9 protein-coding genes are annotated in these 16,437 nt (G+C 55.8%); 5 read left to right on the forward strand and 4 right to left on the reverse strand.

What is annotated here, in order from left to right:
* Window positions 1-2,346 (reverse strand): P-loop NTPase (locus VPK24_RS16955; protein ID WP_393015141.1); only part of this gene is annotated, 2,346 nt, incomplete at its 3' end.
* A gap of 68 nt (window positions 2,347-2,414) precedes the next feature.
* Between VPK24_RS16955 and VPK24_RS16960 the strand changes: the two genes are divergently transcribed.
* Window positions 2,415-2,816 (forward strand): CU044_2847 family protein, encoded by a 402-nt coding sequence (locus VPK24_RS16960; protein WP_393015143.1) that lies wholly within the window; start codon window positions 2,415-2,417, stop codon window positions 2,814-2,816.
* Window positions 2,817-2,951: 135 nt separating this feature from the next.
* Here the strand turns inward: VPK24_RS16960 and VPK24_RS16965 are convergent, their stop codons facing one another.
* Complete coding sequence (locus VPK24_RS16965; RefSeq protein ID WP_393015144.1) at window positions 2,952-4,370, reverse strand: hypothetical protein; 1,419 nt, start codon at window positions 4,368-4,370, stop codon at window positions 2,952-2,954.
* A gap of 133 nt (window positions 4,371-4,503) precedes the next feature.
* On the opposite strand from VPK24_RS16965, the gene VPK24_RS16970 reads away from it, so the two are divergent.
* On the forward strand, window positions 4,504-5,778 hold the full coding sequence (locus tag VPK24_RS16970) for an acyltransferase family protein (protein WP_393015146.1): 1,275 nt from the start codon (window positions 4,504-4,506) through the stop codon (window positions 5,776-5,778).
* A 7-nt stretch (window positions 5,779-5,785) separates the two neighbouring features.
* On the opposite strand, the gene VPK24_RS16975 is transcribed toward VPK24_RS16970, so the two are convergent.
* Window positions 5,786-8,302, reverse strand: a complete 2,517-nt coding sequence (locus VPK24_RS16975) for an HAD-IC family P-type ATPase (protein ID WP_393015148.1) — start codon at window positions 8,300-8,302, stop codon at window positions 5,786-5,788.
* Between the two features lie 261 nt (window positions 8,303-8,563).
* Between VPK24_RS16975 and VPK24_RS16980 the strand changes: the two genes are divergently transcribed.
* From VPK24_RS16980 to gyrA, 3 genes are all read left to right on the forward strand, one after another.
* On the forward strand, window positions 8,564-9,625 hold the full coding sequence (locus VPK24_RS16980; protein ID WP_393015150.1) for a HEAT repeat domain-containing protein: 1,062 nt from the start codon (window positions 8,564-8,566) through the stop codon (window positions 9,623-9,625).
* Between the two features lie 1,229 nt (window positions 9,626-10,854).
* Window positions 10,855-12,432 (forward strand): M10 family metallopeptidase, encoded by a 1,578-nt coding sequence (locus VPK24_RS16985; protein WP_393015152.1) that lies wholly within the window; start codon window positions 10,855-10,857, stop codon window positions 12,430-12,432.
* A gap of 375 nt (window positions 12,433-12,807) precedes the next feature.
* Window positions 12,808-15,429 (forward strand): DNA topoisomerase (ATP-hydrolyzing) subunit A, encoded by a 2,622-nt coding sequence (gene gyrA, locus VPK24_RS16990; protein WP_393015154.1) that lies wholly within the window; start codon window positions 12,808-12,810, stop codon window positions 15,427-15,429.
* A gap of 290 nt (window positions 15,430-15,719) precedes the next feature.
* Here the strand turns inward: gyrA and VPK24_RS16995 are convergent, their stop codons facing one another.
* Window positions 15,720-16,202 (reverse strand): hypothetical protein, encoded by a 483-nt coding sequence (locus tag VPK24_RS16995; RefSeq protein WP_190355651.1) that lies wholly within the window; start codon window positions 16,200-16,202, stop codon window positions 15,720-15,722.
* Window positions 16,203-16,437 lie beyond the last annotated feature (235 nt).

Raw genomic sequence — 16,437 nt, forward strand, 5'->3', positions numbered from 1 at the left:
CGCCCAGGCTTGCAAGGTGGGAGCATCGCGCTGGTCGGCTTGGGCGGCTTGGGCGAACAGCTCGCGGGCGCGCTCGATTTGCCCTTGCTCTTTTTCCATCAGCGCCCAGGCTTGCAAGGTGGGAGCATCGCGCTGGTCGGCTTGGGCGGCTTGGGCGAACAGCTCGCGGGCGCGCTCGATTTGCCCTTGCTCTTTTTCCATCAGCGCCCACTGTTGCAATGCCCGAGCATCACTCAGATCTGCCTCGGCTGCTTGTTGGAATAATGTTCGTGCTGTGCCAAATTCATCAAGCGAGGCTTCTAACGTAGCCCAAATTGTTAGGATAATTTTCTGGACTGGGGATGGTCGGTTTAGATTCGCTAAAATCCGCCGCAATAACACAATATCTAGTTGTCGAATTTGCCACTGGCTGAAGAGAGCCTTAAGGAAAGGCCGAATTAATTCACCTGAAAAGTGATCAAGATCGGTTTTTAGGAAATATGAAATCCGATCATAAATCCCATGCCCCAACTGCTGAACTACGATATCAGCGACAACAGCATGGCGAGTTCGTAGCCAGTCAGCTTCTGCGGTACGGCGAATTTCTAGAAAACCTTGAGTTTTCTCCAGAACTTTCTCAATATATTCAAACTCTGTTTTGAGTGCTAGCAACTGCCCTATCCGAGTGTGGGGCATTTCTAACCCAAAGCTATGTAGTAAGGCCACATATTCGCAGGCATCGACTACGCAAGCTCCGTCTGGCTGCTGTTTCTTCAGTGCATCTAGGTTTTTCTGTACCAGCGCCTTGATACCTTCCCGATCGAAAACTTCACACAACAGGATCAGCAACTGACCGTCAGCCTTTGTCAACAACTGTTCTACCCGTTTGTCCGGCTCCAGCTCTGCTAGCTGGCCCAGCCTGCCCGCCGCTTCCAGCTTGGCCACAATTGCCCCTAACTCTGGCTGGCTCAAGTCTCCAAACTCAAAGCGGACAATTTCTGCCTCGCGCTTTGTGCGCCCTTCGATTTGTCCCCGCCATAATTCCTGTCGTACTGTTCCCAGCAACACCAACGGAACGGTCTGCCGATAGAGCTGCATCAAGCCCGCTCGCAACTCCTCCTCATCCCCAGGCAACAACTCATCCGCACAAACCAACACCGGCCGATCGGGCTGTGGCATTGCCGCCAACGCCGCCACATTCAGCCCCGACAGCCGCTCCTCCCGCCACCAGACCTCATAGCCCTCCGCCGCCAAATCTGCCGCCACCCGCATCAACAAAGTGCTCTTGCCCTCGCCACCCCGCCCCACAATCACTCCCAAGGGCACACTTGGCTGCCGGAAGCCCAAGTTTTCATCCGGCAGACCAATTGCCCAGTGCTTCGGATCGAGCCGCTCGACAGCAAATTGCTTCACCTCAGCGTACAAATCACGCGGCGCATCACAGTTCGCCTTGATGTCGCTCCAGTGGGGAGCCGTCGCCTCATAAAACTGCGTTTGGCTCGGCTGAATCGACTGAGCCTGATCCACCAACTTCGCCACTCGCCGAAACCCCCCAGGCGGCTCCAACACCCGCTCCGGCTGCGGATCAACAGTGGTCCCATGAGCCACCCGCGCCGCCTCGATGTCAGCGCGATCGTATCGCCCCAGCTCCAAAAGCTCTTTCCCCGGAAAACATCGGGCCGTTTGACCGCTATTCCCTAGGCGCGTTCGCACAAAATCACATAATTTTGCCGCAGTTATTCGTCCCTTTTCATCTGCGTTTTGAGCAGACATTCCTTCTAGCAATGCGGTTGTGAAAACGCCACCTTCTTGGGTATCAAATGCAGATTGGCTGGCATGGCAAGCTGCCAATAAAACATAATTTTTCTGCTGTCTAAAAGATATTTCAATCTCTTCAATTAGTTCATTAATTGCCCCTGAATGACAAAAGTCAAAAATCCCCACTAAGTTATCGACATCAGCATCCTTAAATAGCCTAGCCAAGCTCGCCAACTGATAAGTATTATTTTTGTTTTCCTTATCCTTAGGTGTGTTGGATGCAACCAGACAAGCCATTGGCTCATCATTGTCATCTTTTTTCAAGTAGCCATGACTAGCAATGTAAACCACTGCCAATTCAGATCCCTTAGCTGTTTCCGTTAGGAATATCCTTAGCTCATTTCGTAGGGAATTATAATTAAGCTTTCCTCTTGGGTCAGGATAGGTCTCTTGTGTCTCCTGATCACAAAGTTCAGGAGCGATTTTTACGTCATAATTTTGTGCCTGAAACCATGCACTAACTCGCTCTAAATCTCGATCACAAGTTAGCGATTGGAAGCCCACATCATCAAACTTTGAAATGCCAATGACTAGGGCTTTCTTGGCCATGAGGTATTTTGGAGTACGATAAGCTCTACCTAGGATATCCGAATATTTCTAAGTTTGCGAGGTTGGCTATGTCTGTGCCCGAACCACTATTTTTCAAAGATCCCGAAACTGGAGAAGAATACACCATCCTATTTGCGTCAGCCGATGGGGAATCCACAGTTCCCGATCGCTCAGACCGCTCAGAAGATGGCAGAGGAAGGCGTGGCGGCGATGATGACAGTCCATCGTTCTTGGAAGCCAAGCTTGAAGAAGCCCACAAGCAACTGCGGGGCTATGCCCTATTTTGTATGGGAGCCTTTCGCCAGTTCTCGGCGGCCAACGTTGAAGAAATGACCGTGAAATTCAACGTCAAAATTGGTGGACAAGGTGGGATTCCCTTCTTGGTGCGCGGCTCCATGGACTACGACTTTGGGATCGAAGTGAAATGCAAATTTCCCGACAAACCGACCCCGCCGCCAAAACAGTCTTGAGCCTTTGAGTTGCTTGCCAGATTTAGGCAAAGTAAATCAACACTTCTGAGAAGAATCTGCTGTACTCAACACCTTGAAGAACCCGCAAACTTCTGAATCTGACAACTTCCAAGTTCAACCCAGGCAACACCACAATTACGGTTGGTTGAAGGGTGTTGGGGCGGGGCCCAGGTCTTGGAGCTTGCGGGCGAAATAGCTTTCGCGGTGTTGCAACTGCTTCGCCAAAATCACCGCCTGTTCGTAGGCAATGCGGGCCCGATCGCGCTGATTCAAACTGACAAACAAATCACCCAACTTTTCGTAGGTGTCCATCATTCCGTAGCCGTCCGCCGCCTCGCGGGCCAACTCCAACAGGCTGATGTAAAGACTGGCGAGCAGATCGGGCTTGTCGGCAAAGGCGGGGCGGCTGCGATAGAGAGTGGCCAAGCGATCGAGCGCTTCTCGGGCAATGCCCAACTGCTTGATGGAGCGGGCGGCGGCGGCCGTTTCGCGATATTGCAACACCGCCTCTTCCACACGATCGGCCCGGTCAAAATTGGCAGCCAACTCGCTCATCAAGGGCGGAATGAGCCGCACAATCCCCAATTCCTGATAGACCCCCAACAAGTCGCGCTGGGCGGCGATCGCCTCATCCCATTGGCGCGATCGATTCAACAACATCACCAATTCCCGCGCATAGCGCACCTCGGCCTGGCGATGGAGCGGAATGGTGGGTTCTGTGCCCGGCGGCACGGGCACCACCACCCAACGACCCGCAGCAATTTTGGCCCGCTCGATCGCCAGCAGCTCCCGGTAGGCATCCACAGCCGCCGCATCCTCAAACAGGCTGGCTCGCAATTGGCCGATCGCCACCAGATATTTTTCAATTTCCGTGGGATCATCCGCCGCTCTGGCCATCAACAGGCGCGGTTCCAACACCGCCAAGGCCAACTTGGGCGCACGCACTTGGTAATAGGCCAAGCCCAGGGCCTCCAGCAGGGCCGGATCTTCAGGGATGGGCAGCGGTTGTTCGTCGGGCAAAACCGGCTTGGGGCCCGTTTGCCCCGCTTGGATCGCCTTGATTCGATCGGTCACCACCCGCGTTTCTTCCACGGCCCCTTCCCGCCAAGCCAGCTCGCCCACCCGTCCCAGGGCTGGCAATTCTGCAAATACGCCCAAAAACCGCCGCAATCGCAGTTCTCGATTCCAAAGGGCGAAGGCTTCTAGGGTTTTGCCGGCCCGCAGGGTGGCCGCCGCCTGGAGGTTCAATTCATCGAGGGCCAAACGCAGCCGATCGCGCTCCGTGGGCGACAGTTCCCGCTTCATAGGAAACTCCGGCAGCAGCGGATCCGCCTCTAACAGTTCCAGCGGACTGGGCGGAAATTCATCCTTGGCCGGCCGCGAAAAGATGTCAAAAATCGGCAGGTTATCCAGAAAAGGTAACTGGGCGCGAGCCACTTCCCCAGCGCTGGTCAAGACCAGGGCGATCGCCCCCGCTGACATTGCCCACCGCAGCGATCGCAGCAGTCCATTCAGGGAAAATTCAGCGCAGGAAGGAACGCAACGGGCAGGCATGGGTGAATTGTCCCCGAAAAAGCTGAATGAAAAAGAGACTGGAATGAAAAAGAGACTGCACAGGACGCAACCGGCGAGCAGCGGTGAACCGTAGTGTTACTTTACCGTAGTGTTTTGCTGGCGGCACTTGGCCATGGTTGCTGATGGTTCTGGTTTGCGCCCGCCCAACCGTTGGGATGCATTGCTGACCTTACGGGGGGTGGCTTGCTGTTTGGTGATTGTGGCCCACTGCGGCCCACCGGCCCAAAGCTTGGCCTGGGCTGGACAGGATTGGAGTTGGCTGCTGTTTGCGCCGGGGGGCGTGGCAGTGCGGGTGTTTTTTTGCTTGTCGGGCTACTTAATCGGTAAGGGATTTTATACCGAACGCTATCGGCTCGATCGCCCTGGCATCATTCGATATTTTCAAAACCGCGCCACTCGAATTTTGCCGCTTTACTATGCCTGTATTTTGATATCGGCAGCGGTGTTTTATCCCCACAGTTGGCAACCTAATCATTGGGGTCATTTGCTGCGGTTGCTGACTTTTACCTATGAGCATTCTTTGCCCTTTGAGTTTAATGCACCCCTATGGTCGCTTTCCACGGAAGTGCAATTTTATGCGATCGCCCCTCTCATTTTTTGGGCAAGTCAGCGGTGGCTGAAAACCGGGCGATCTTTGTTGGTGGCCATGGCAGCGGTGACCAGTGGATTAATGTTCTATCGGTTCGGGGTTTTTGAGTTAATTGAACAATTATTGGGCAGCACAGAGGGGAATCCCTATTTTATTCGCTATATCTATACCTTTTTGCCCGCCAATTTAGATGCCTTTCTGGTGGGCTTTTGGCTGAATCCGCTGATGCAAAAGCTGCACCGAAACCGACCCCCAACGATCGACCCAGTGGAGGGCCAAACAGACCCGATCGAGCCAGGGCGATGGTTGCAAGTTCGGCCCTGGGTGGCCCTGGCTTGGGGCCGATCGATTCTGGGGTTGCCCTGGAAAGGCTGGGCGATCGGGGCAATGGTGTTGCTTTATGGGTTGGCCGCCTGGTGGAAATATCAAGGGAGCGATCGGGTGTTGTTGGTGGCTCCGGGGCTGACGGTGTTGGCAACGGGGCTGTTTATTTTTGCCTTTGAACGACGGGTTTATTTCAGCTCCGGGCGCAACCGGCCTCTCTCGCGATCGGCCATGGCGGCTAATCCGTTCAGGGCTTGGGAATTGCTCGGGTTGTTGTCTTTTGGTCTTTATGTTTGGCACTATCCCTTACTGAAAGTGATCGGCCCGTTGATCACGAATCGATCGCCTTTGGTGGCCTATGGCGAACGGTTGGGGTTGGTGTTTTTGGGATCGATCGCCCTGGCCAGCTTCACCTACTGGGCGATCGAAATTCCGGCAATCCGTTGGCGCAAAAAAGCCCAGCGATCGCCCTAGGGATCCGTTAATGATTCCAATCGCTGAGTTTGAAGCCCAAAAATCGATCGAACAATCCCGATCGCCAGATATATCGCAACAGCAAACACCAACTTAGGGCAATCGCCCCAATCAGCAAATAGTCCACCGGTTGCAACAGCACCAATTCAAAAAACTCGCGCGTTCCCGGCAGGGCCACCAAACCGGCATAGACCCCCAACAGGCCCAAGGCCAGCAGGGAATAGCGGCGATCACCACAGAGGGGTTCCGCCGCCACCCAAGGCCCCGCTGGCGGCTTCAAAAACGGCACAAGCAACAGGCCACAGCTCACCAACAGCGTCACCAGGGCGCTGCGGGGCACAGCCAAGAGCGCATCGTTCAAAACCACCAACTCTTCGCCCGTTTGGGTAGCGTTCCAAATGGTGGTGACCAAATAGCCCAAGTAAACCGCCACCGCGATCGGGGTGAGGGTCAAGGTCGCGGGCAAGGTGAAATTCAGCATGGACTTGAGGACGCTCTTTTGGCGCGGTTTCCCGGGCCGGGCCCACAGGGGAAATCCAAAGGTGGGCAGCCCCACCGCCACAATCGTCACCACAGCGCTGTGTTTATTCAGCAGCGGAAAAGTTCCCAGCACTTGCCCCGTGCAAAGAATCAACAGGGTGACGCAAAACACCCGCACCATAAACAACTTCAGCACATCGCGGATGCCGTTGCCGATCCGTTGCCCCTCCAAAAAGGTATAGGGCAGGGTCTCGAAGGAGTCGCCCAGCAACACAATGTCGGCGGCGCTGCGGGTGGCTTTGCTGCCACTTTCCATGGCAATGCCCAGGTTGGCTTGCTTCAGGGACAACACATCGTTTACGCCATCGCCAATCATGGCCACATAGTTGCCCGCGCGTCGCAGGGCCGTGACTAAGCGGGCTTTTTGTTCCGGAACGATCCGCCCAAAGATTTGATGCTCGATCGCGGCTTGGGCAAATTCCGTCTCAGTCATGGCGGCCAGGTCGGCTCCGGACACGGCCGACAAATTTTCGCCCAAACCCACCCGAGCCGCGATCGCCCGCACGGTGTCGGGGTTGTCGCCAGAAATAATCTTCAGCCGAATGCCCGCCTCGGCAAATCCTTGGAGCGTTTCCGTCACGCTGGGGCGCAGCTCGTCGCTAAAGACCAACAGGCCCAGGGGTTGCAAATCCTGGGGCAGGGGGGCGCTGTCGCGTTTGGCGGGTTTGGGCGGAATGGTGGGACTGACGGCAAACAGCAACACCCGGAATCCTTGGCGAGCCAGGGTCTGGGCCCGATCGCGCCATTCCGGAAGCAGCGGTTCCGCCAGGCCCGCGCTCACCATTTCCGGCGCACCCAGGACGTAATATCCCGCCACGGGCCCGGCGGCTGGCAGGGCGATCGGGTCAGCCCCAAAGGCGATTGCGCTCCACTTGCGGGCTGATGAAAAGGGAATTTCATAGAGCGGTTCTTGGCCGGGAGCGGGGCAACCGAGGGCGATCGCTTCGCTGGTGGCGTTGCCGGAACGGGTGCTGGCGGCATAGATTCCCACCTGTTGGGTCAGGGTGGCCAAGTCCTGGCCGGGGGCGATCGGCCACAGTTCCGTGAGCTGAATTCGGTTCGCCGTCAAGGTTCCGGTCTTGTCCACACAGAGCACATCTATATTGCTCAGGGATTCCACGGCGTTGGCCTGTTGAATCAGCACCCGCTTGCCCACCATTCGCACCGCCGCCAGGGCATAGGACAGGGTGACGGTTAAGTACAAACCGCTGGGAACCAGTCCGGCAATCACGGCCGATCGCTGCACCGTTTCATTGAAAGAAATGGCCTTGGCAATGAATCCGATCGCCACCAGGGCCCAAAAAAAGCAGGCGATGATCATAAAAATCCGAATCACCAAATTCACTTCCGATTGCAAGGGCGTGAGCATTTGGCGAAAGGTGCGGGCACTTTCGGTGAGTTGGTGGGCCAAGCTGTTGCGGCCCACTTTTTGGGCTACATAATAGCCACTGCCACTTAAACAAATGGTTCCCGAAAAAACAGGGCTGCCGGTTTCCTTTTCGATGGGATCTGATTCTCCTGTCAAGAGCGATTCATCGGCGGCGATTTCCCCGGCCATCAGTTCCCCATCCACCAGAATTTGATCGCCCGATCGCAGCACTAAAACATCGCCCGCCACGATTTCGCTCGGGTCAATATCCTGCTCCCGTCCTTCGCGCACCACGGTGGCCTTGGGCCGGGTTAGAAGGGCAATTTCATCGAGTTTGCGCTTGGCAGCCACTTCTTGAATGGCATTAATCACCACGCTGCTCAAAATGACCGCTGCCACCAAGATGGCATCACTAAAACTACCTAAAAATAAGAAAACAACACTAATGGCAACAAAAACAAAATTAATAAAGGTAAAAATGTTTTCCCGGAGAATTTGCGCATAGGAACGACTGGTTTTCAGGGGAGCATCATTACCCTGGCCGGCGGCTCGGCGCTCCAGCACTTCGCTGCGGGTCAGACCTTGGAGATGGGGCGGAAGATTCGGCTGATTCACGGGTGGCAGGCGATGGACGGGCGATCGAACTAGCAGGCCATCATACCCGGCCCGATTGGGTCTGGCTTGATCGGGGAGTGGGGAGTTGTTTTGCGGGTCTAGGGCTTGTCGTCAAATCGCCTGAAACCCCGATTCCACCGTGAGCAGACCGTGGGGGGCAAGGGGACTAAGCCCCTTGTTGCGATGATTTGGGTATGGCAGATCAACCATCTTCACTGGATGCCAGGAAATAGCGACAGGCCCTAATTCTCCCGATCGGGATTGGCTAATCAGCCTACGGACGAGAATCCTTGGTTAAATGGTCTCGAACTGTTTGGCAGCGAGAACCAAGTCATGATCTTTGTCGGGTTGATTTTGGGTGTCGTGATCGGCGGTGCGATCGCCTGGTATTTGATGCAACAGCGAGTGGCCGACCTGGAACGCCAGCAAAAGCAATATCTCGATCGGCAACGGCAAACCCTGGAGCAAGATTTTGAGGTACAAAAGCAGACGGCTCGCAAAAATTTTGATCGGGAATTGCAAGCCCTGCAAGCGGAAATTGCCCAACTGAAAGCACAAACCGCTCCCACCGCCGCACCGCCCGCTCCCGATCCTGCACGCTCTGCTCCGCGTCCGGCGGCAACCGGTCAACCGGCGGCCCAGCTCCCGGATCCTTGGGGTGGAACCGGTGCGCCCGCGCCAACGCCTGCCCCGGAACCCGTCGCGGAGCCAGTTGCAGAACCCACACCGGAACCCACGCCGGAACCTGCCCCGGAACCTGCCCCGGAACCTACGCCAGAGCCAACAGCGGCCTCAACGGCGGCCTCAATGGAACCCGTTACGGAAACCGTTGTGGAACCCGCACCGGAGCCGATCGCGGAGCCAGAACCCGCCTCGGAACCCACGCCGGAACCCGTGGCCGAGCCGATCGCGGAGCAAGCTGCGGAACCAGTCACTGAACCGGTCACTGAGCCGATCACAACTCCTGAGCCGATCGCCCCAATCGCGCCCAGCAACCAACCCAGCCCGATCGAGCAAGTGACCCAACTCGCCACCAAAGTTCGGGCAATCGGCCAGCGAGCTGAGGGCCAAAAACTGATCAACGATCTGTTGACCTTCACCAGCAGCCCCGATGCCACCGTGCGTGCCGCTGCGATCGAGGCCCTCAGCGCCATCCACAGCCCTGAAGTGGCGAGCTGCCTTGAAAAAGCCCTCCATGATGCGGCCCCGATCGTGGTGCGAGCGGCTGCCAAAGGATTGGAGCGCTTCAAAAGCCAAGCCCCGATCGCCCAACCGCTTGAAGAATCACCGCTGCCTCCCAACGGCGGCCCCAAACAGCCCTAGTAGCGTGGCTGCCTTAATTCGCTGGGTTAAATGACATGGCTGTTACCGTCACCTGATCGTTAAGTAGCAAGATGCTCAAGCCCCTTGTTGCCACGACTGGCTCCGCAACTTTGACCCAATGTATTAAGCCTGTCGCGCTACTAGGTCTATCGATCCGGAAGCCAACGCATGATTTCCCTTCAGTGCGATCGCCCCCATGGGTCAAACCCCTTAATCATTGAAGGATGAAAAACAGGAAAATCAATTGTAAAGAATTTCCCAAAAATCCGGATTCATTCCAGAACTAACTGAACTCACAGGGCGGAAAATTTTCTCCTCTGCCCTGTGTTTTATTTCATACATCGTTTTGGAATGAATGTTCGATTTCGGACTTCATTGCCTGAAAGCTTTTAAAATTCGTTTATTCATGTTTCATTTTGCACATTCTTGCTCTTTGCTTGGTCTGTTTATTAAAAAAATTGTTGTAACTTAAATTTAAGCTTGTCAATTTTATTCAGAGTCCCTTAAACTAATTACAAGGATTTCAAAAAGTCCTCTACAAAAACTCTTAACGTCTTTTGGGGTCGCTCTAGTTAGATCGCTTCTATGGGCTAATTCAATTCATTTGATTAGCCTTAATTGAGAGCATCAATTTCTTCAAAGTGCTGAAGAACAACCCCCAGCGATTGATCAAAATTCAAAATTCGTCAGACTCATCAGAGCCAATTCGTCAAAATCAAGGCAGATTTATGAGATCTGCATGATCCGCTCGCTCGGATCCATTGATTCGGATTCATCAATCTTGATTCATCCACTTAATAGACTCAACAGAATGAACCCTGTCCTCCGTTTCACAGCGTTGCAGGACAATGCACTGAGGGAATGCTGAGGGAAAAAACACCAACAACGTGAATCCTTTCAACGCCTCACCAAGTTTTACGTCTGCCGGGATCGCTCCGATCAATTGAGACTTGATTGCCATTAACCCTTGAGCCTCCATTGATTGTCAGGTTGTCTTCGCTGGGAACGAAGAATAGCCTTCGCATCACTTTGCATTTTCTGCCCGATCGCGCGGTTAAGTCTTGCGTGCTAATAGTGCATTCAAATTCTTGACCTTCAGTTGCATTTCACAACCCCGATTGAGGTCATTCACGAATCATTGACCTCTCAAGTCTGGTGCTGAAAACCGTCGTAGCCGTCATGCAGGGTGGCTGCCTTTCTTTGACCTATCAGCGTTGGACAGAACTCCTATGGCTCTTCAGATGTCCCCGGCCGGGATCGACCAAAACAGCGCGATCGCTCCGGAAGTTTCCACCCTCCGTTGGCGAACCGCTGCCAGCACCAAAGCCATTCCCCTCAGTGGCAACAACAACATTGATGCGTTGCTGACGGTGCGTATTAATAATCCGACAATCACCCAAGCGTGGAATGTGCCCCCTGGCGGGGTGATTACCTACAGTTTTCCCAATGCCAACACGGTCAATCATTTGACATCGGTTGCTCAAGGGGCCATCACCAGCCCGGCAGAAATTCCCGAGCCGGTGAAACAGGCCGTGCGGCAAGTGTTGCAAAACTACTCCCAAGTGATTCCGGTTCAGTTTCAAGAAGTACCGGACGAAGTGGGCGGAACGCTGCGCGTTACCTTGGGCAAGAGTCCGCAATTGCCCGATGCCTTGGCCTGTGCCTATGTTCCAGGAAGTGCCTATGGGGGACAGGTGTTTTTGTCGGCCAATGGAATGTTTGACCCCAACTTTTTTACGAAGGGGCCCGGCAGCGCTGGCTATGGCACTTTAATTCATGAATTGGGCCATGCCATGGGGCTGAAACATCCTCGGGAATATGGCAGCGAAGCGGGGGATGTGCCCGGTAAAGCGCCTTCTAATGTGGCGGTTTTGGCTCCGGAATTGGATCATCGCCACAACACGGTGATGTCCTACAACGGGCGGGATTTTAGTAGCTTTCAAAACTCCCGCACCCTGATGAACTACGACATTCAGTCCCTGCAATATCTCTACGGGGCCAATACCAGTTGGCGATCGGGCAATGATTTGTACACCTGGAATGCCACTTCGTTTTTAGGGGTGGAAGCCATTTGGGATGGGGGCGGAACTGACACCTTGGAAATGGGATCGCTGCCAGCCTCCGATCGCTACTATTTCGATCTGAAACCCGGCGGCTTGTTAACCACCCAAACGGGACGGAAGGGTCGCTTTTTTGATATTTATCCCAGTTACCAACCTCTCTATCCAATGTTTGATCGGGGCAAGTCGATCGCCTTTGGGGTCACCCTGGAAAATCTCAATGGCACTGATGGAGCCGACGAGGTGCTTGGCAACGATACCGACAACGTGATTTTGGGGCGCGGGGGCAACGACAGCCTCAGCGGCGGCCTCGGCCAAGACACCCTCTGGGGCGGGTTGGCCGATGATTGGCTGAGCGGCGAAGCGGGCAACGACCAACTCCAGGGCAACGCGGGCCTCGATACCCTCATTGGCGGTTTGGGCAACGACCAGCTCAACGGCGGCCGCGATGCCGACTGGCTGCAGGGGGACGCGGGCGATGATGTGCTGTTTGGTGAGTTTGGAAATGACCTGTTGTTGGGGGGCGACGGAGCCGATCGATTCGTGTTGGGCACGGGCATGGGCCAAGACACGATTCAGGATTTTCAGTCGGGCATTGATGGCATTTATCTGGTCAATGGGTTGACCCCCAGCGCGATCGCCCTGCGCCCCCAGGGAACGAACACGTTGGTGCAAGTGGCCAACAGCAATGAGACTTTGGCGATCGTGGCCGGCGCACTCTCGATCGCTGACTTTCACCTAGCCTGAGCGCTCTAGGGGAATGTCTGAGCAGTCGCTTGCGGCACTGGCCAAGCACCATCCGATCCCGACCCGGGGCCCATGCCACAGTTCCTCTGGCTGCCCGTGGTAAAATGGGAGGCTGAAATCTCGATTTCACGGCAATTTCGCCCAACCGAGGCCGTTCTAAATGAGGCTTGCCGTCGGTCTGTCCTTTGGGGCTTTTGCGCCACCACGATGCGAACGATTTGCTAGCCCTTGATGTGTACTAGCCCTTGATGTGTATCTGATCCCGAATGAAAGCCGGGTCATTGGCCCCCTTAGGTCTTTCGTTTGGGGTCGTGCCGTTTTTAGGCACTTGTTTTTAGGCCATAAATTTTCAGGCACTTTCTGCACCAGAGACCTATGAGTACTGCCGAAGACCGGATTGTCGCGACCGACCTACGCCAGGAAATGTCGCGATCGTACCTGGAGTACGCCATGAGCGTGATCGTGGGGCGGGCGCTGCCGGATGCCCGCGACGGTCTGAAGCCGGTACACCGCCGGATTCTCTACGCCATGCATGAGTTGGGGTTAGCGGCCGATCGCCCCTTCCGGAAATGCGCCCGGGTGGTGGGGGAAGTGCTGGGGAAATATCACCCCCACGGCGACACGGCGGTCTATGACGCGCTGGTGCGGATGGCCCAAGATTTTTCGATGCGCCACCCGTTGATTAACGGTCACGGCAACTTCGGTTCGATCGACAACGATCCGCCCGCCGCCATGCGGTACACGGAATGTCGGCTGCAAGCCCTGACCAGCGAGTCGCTGTTGCAAGACATTGAGTCGGAAACCGTTGATTTCATCGACAACTTCGATGGTTCCCAGCAAGAGCCAACGGTGATGCCCGCGCGGCTGCCACAACTGTTGCTGAATGGTTCTTCCGGGATTGCGGTCGGTATGGCCACCAACATCCCCCCCCACAACTTGGGGGAATTGGTGGATGGTCTTTGCGCTCTGATCCACAATCCCGAAATTACCAATCAGGAACTGATTCGTTGGATTCCGGGGCCGGACTTCCCCACGGGGGCACAGATTTTTGGTACGTCGGGGATTCGGGAAGCCTATTTAACCGGGCGTGGCTCGATCACCATGCGCGGTGTGGCCAGTGTGGAGACGATCGAGCGGCGCGGCGCACCCGATCGCGAGGCGATCATCATCACGGAGCTGCCCTACCAAACCAACAAGGCGGCCCTGATTGAGCGGATCGCGGAGTTGGTGAACGACAAGAAGTTAGAAGGCATTTCCGACATTCGCGACGAGAGCGATCGCGACGGAATGCGGATCGTGATTGAGCTGAAGCGCGATGCCCGGGCGCAGGTGGTGCTGAACAACCTCTACAAGCACACACCGATCCAAGCGAACTTTGGGGCCAACATGTTGGCGCTGGTGAACGGCGAGCCGCGCACCCTGACCCTGAAGGACTTTTTGCAGGTCTTTTTGGACTTCCGGGTGGAGGCGATCGAACGGCGCACCCGCTACGAACTGCGCAAGGCCGAAGAGCGCGACCACATCCTGCAAGGCTACCTGATCGCCCTCAGCAACATGGACACGATCATCGCCCTGATTCGCCACGCGGCGGACACCCCCACCGCCAAGCAGGGGCTAATGAGCGATTACAGCCTCTCGGAAGCCCAAGCGGACGCGATTTTGCAGATGCAACTGCGCCGCCTGACGGCCTTGGAAGCGGACAAGATCGAGCAAGAACACCAGGAATTGCAAGCCAAAATCACGGATTTGCAAGACATCCTGGCCCGGCGCGATCGGGTGTTGACGATCATTGAAGAGGAAGTGAGCCACCTGAAGGCTCGCTTTGCCACGCCGCGCCGCACCACCATTTCCCGCGACAGCGCCCAACTGGAAGAAATTGACCTGATCGCCAACGATCGCGCCACGATCGTGATTACGGAGCAGGGCTACATCAAACGGATGCCCGTGAGCACCTTCGAGACCCAAAACCGCGCCACCCGGGGCAAAACCGGCGCGAAGATGAAGGATGACGACGAGGTACAGCATTTCCTGACTTGCTGCGATCGCGATCGAGTCCTGTTCTTCAGCGATCGGGGCGTGGTTTATGCCCTCAGCGCCTATCAAATTCCCGCCAGCTCCCGCGCTGCCCGAGGCACGGCGATCGTCCAGTTGCTGCCGATTCCCCACGACGAAAAAATCACCTCGGTGATCGCCGTTTCGGAATTCTCGGAAGACCTGTACCTGGTGATGTTGACCCAACAGGGCTACATCAAAAAAACCGTGCTCTCGGCCTTTGGCAACATCCGCGCCAACGGCCTAATCGCCATTTCCCTCGAAGAAGGCGACCAACTGCGCTGGGTACGCCTAACCCGCGAGGAAGACAGTATTTTGATCGGCTCTCGATCGGGTATGGCGATTCACTTCCGAGCCGATCGGGATCAACTGCGGCCCCTGGGGCGGACAGCACGCGGCGTGCGAGCCATGAGCCTTCGCAGTGGTGATGAGTTGGTGGCGCTTGATATTTTGCCCGCCGCGATCGCCTCGCGGGTCGGTCAGGCCGGCGATGATGCGGCCGACGACAACGAACCGATCGAGGAAACCAGCGACGACAGCACCGAAACCAGCAGCCCCGGCCCCTGGGTGTTGGTGATCACCGCTCGCGGCTACGGCAAGCGCGTCCCCGTGGAGCAATTCAAGCTCTATAACCGCGCCACCAAGGGCAAAATTGCCACCAAGTTCAAATCCGCCAAGGGCATTGACGATTCTTTGGCGGGGCTGTTGGTGGTGAATGACTCCGACGAAATCACGATTGCCACGAAACGTGCCACGATCGTTCGGCAGTCGGTGAACGCGATCCCGATTCAATCGCGGGGCGCAACGGGTGTGATGGTGCAGCGAATTGTGGATGACTCGATCGCCGCCGTGGCCCTCGTGCCGCCGGAAGACACAAGCGGCGACAGCCTCGATAGCAACACCGACTCTGAGGATCAAGTTGCTCAACCGGACGAAAATTCCTAGGCAATTGCTGCTGGGCAAATGCGCCTAGGGCAACCTAGGCCAAAATTGATCCCCAATCGATCCCATAAATCCCATCAACCAATCCCATCAACAAATTCCATCAACAAAATGGGGGTATGGCCAAAAACCACACCCCCATTTCGCTTTGCCAAACCTTGGCTTAACGGCTAAACGCTGACCGTACAAGTTTGAACCGGCGCTCCGGTTGACCAAATTGATTAATTTGATTCAATTTGATCAGAGCCAACATCAACCGGCGCATCAGGCTGGGCGATCGCCCGGAACCAAACCTAGTCGAGATAGCCCATCAGATTGGAATCTTCGCCCAAATCATTGGAAGCCATTGGCCGGTTGCTGGGCAGCCAATCACTGGTCGTAATGTCCAGCGTGTTAGCCGTCACCGGGCGATGGCCCGACAGAGTGATGGTTTCCACCACTTCCAAGTTGCTGGCCGACACTGGGCGCGCACCGTAGGCGGCCACCGTGCCCACCACCTTCAGCTCGCTCGTTTCCACGGGGCGATGCTTCGGTAGATTGCTTTGAACCAAGGACAGGTGGCTGACTTCAACGGGGCGATTGTTGGGCAGGTCGCTTTCGATGAACTTAACAGTATCTTCGCCGACGGGACGGTGGCCATAGGTGGGGGCGAGGGGGCGCTTGCGGACAACCGCAGGCAGGGCCCGTTGCTCGCGATCGTCGCGATCGTCGAGGCGCACTTCATCGCGATCGTCGCGGGCGCGGTTGTTGGTGTCGGTGACGTTGCGGTTGCTCATGAAAACGTACCTCAGATGCCGATACTAGTGCCGTTGGAAGGGGCTGATAGGAGCCGAAGCCCAGTTTGATAACCAGTTTTATAAATTGAACTGTCAAACCCAGGTCATCCTATCAAATGCGCGTGGATCGCGGTGGCTTCGATCGACAAGGGCGATCGAGCAAGGGAGACAGGGCTGGCGAACGGACGGCGCGAACTGGCCCAATGCGGAAATGCCGCGCTGCCAATTCGAGCGC

Origin of the sequence: Limnothrix redekei LRLZ20PSL1, assembly GCF_043235035.1 — a bacterium.
Classification (GTDB): domain Bacteria; phylum Cyanobacteriota; class Cyanobacteriia; order CACIAM-69d; family CACIAM-69d; genus CACIAM-69d.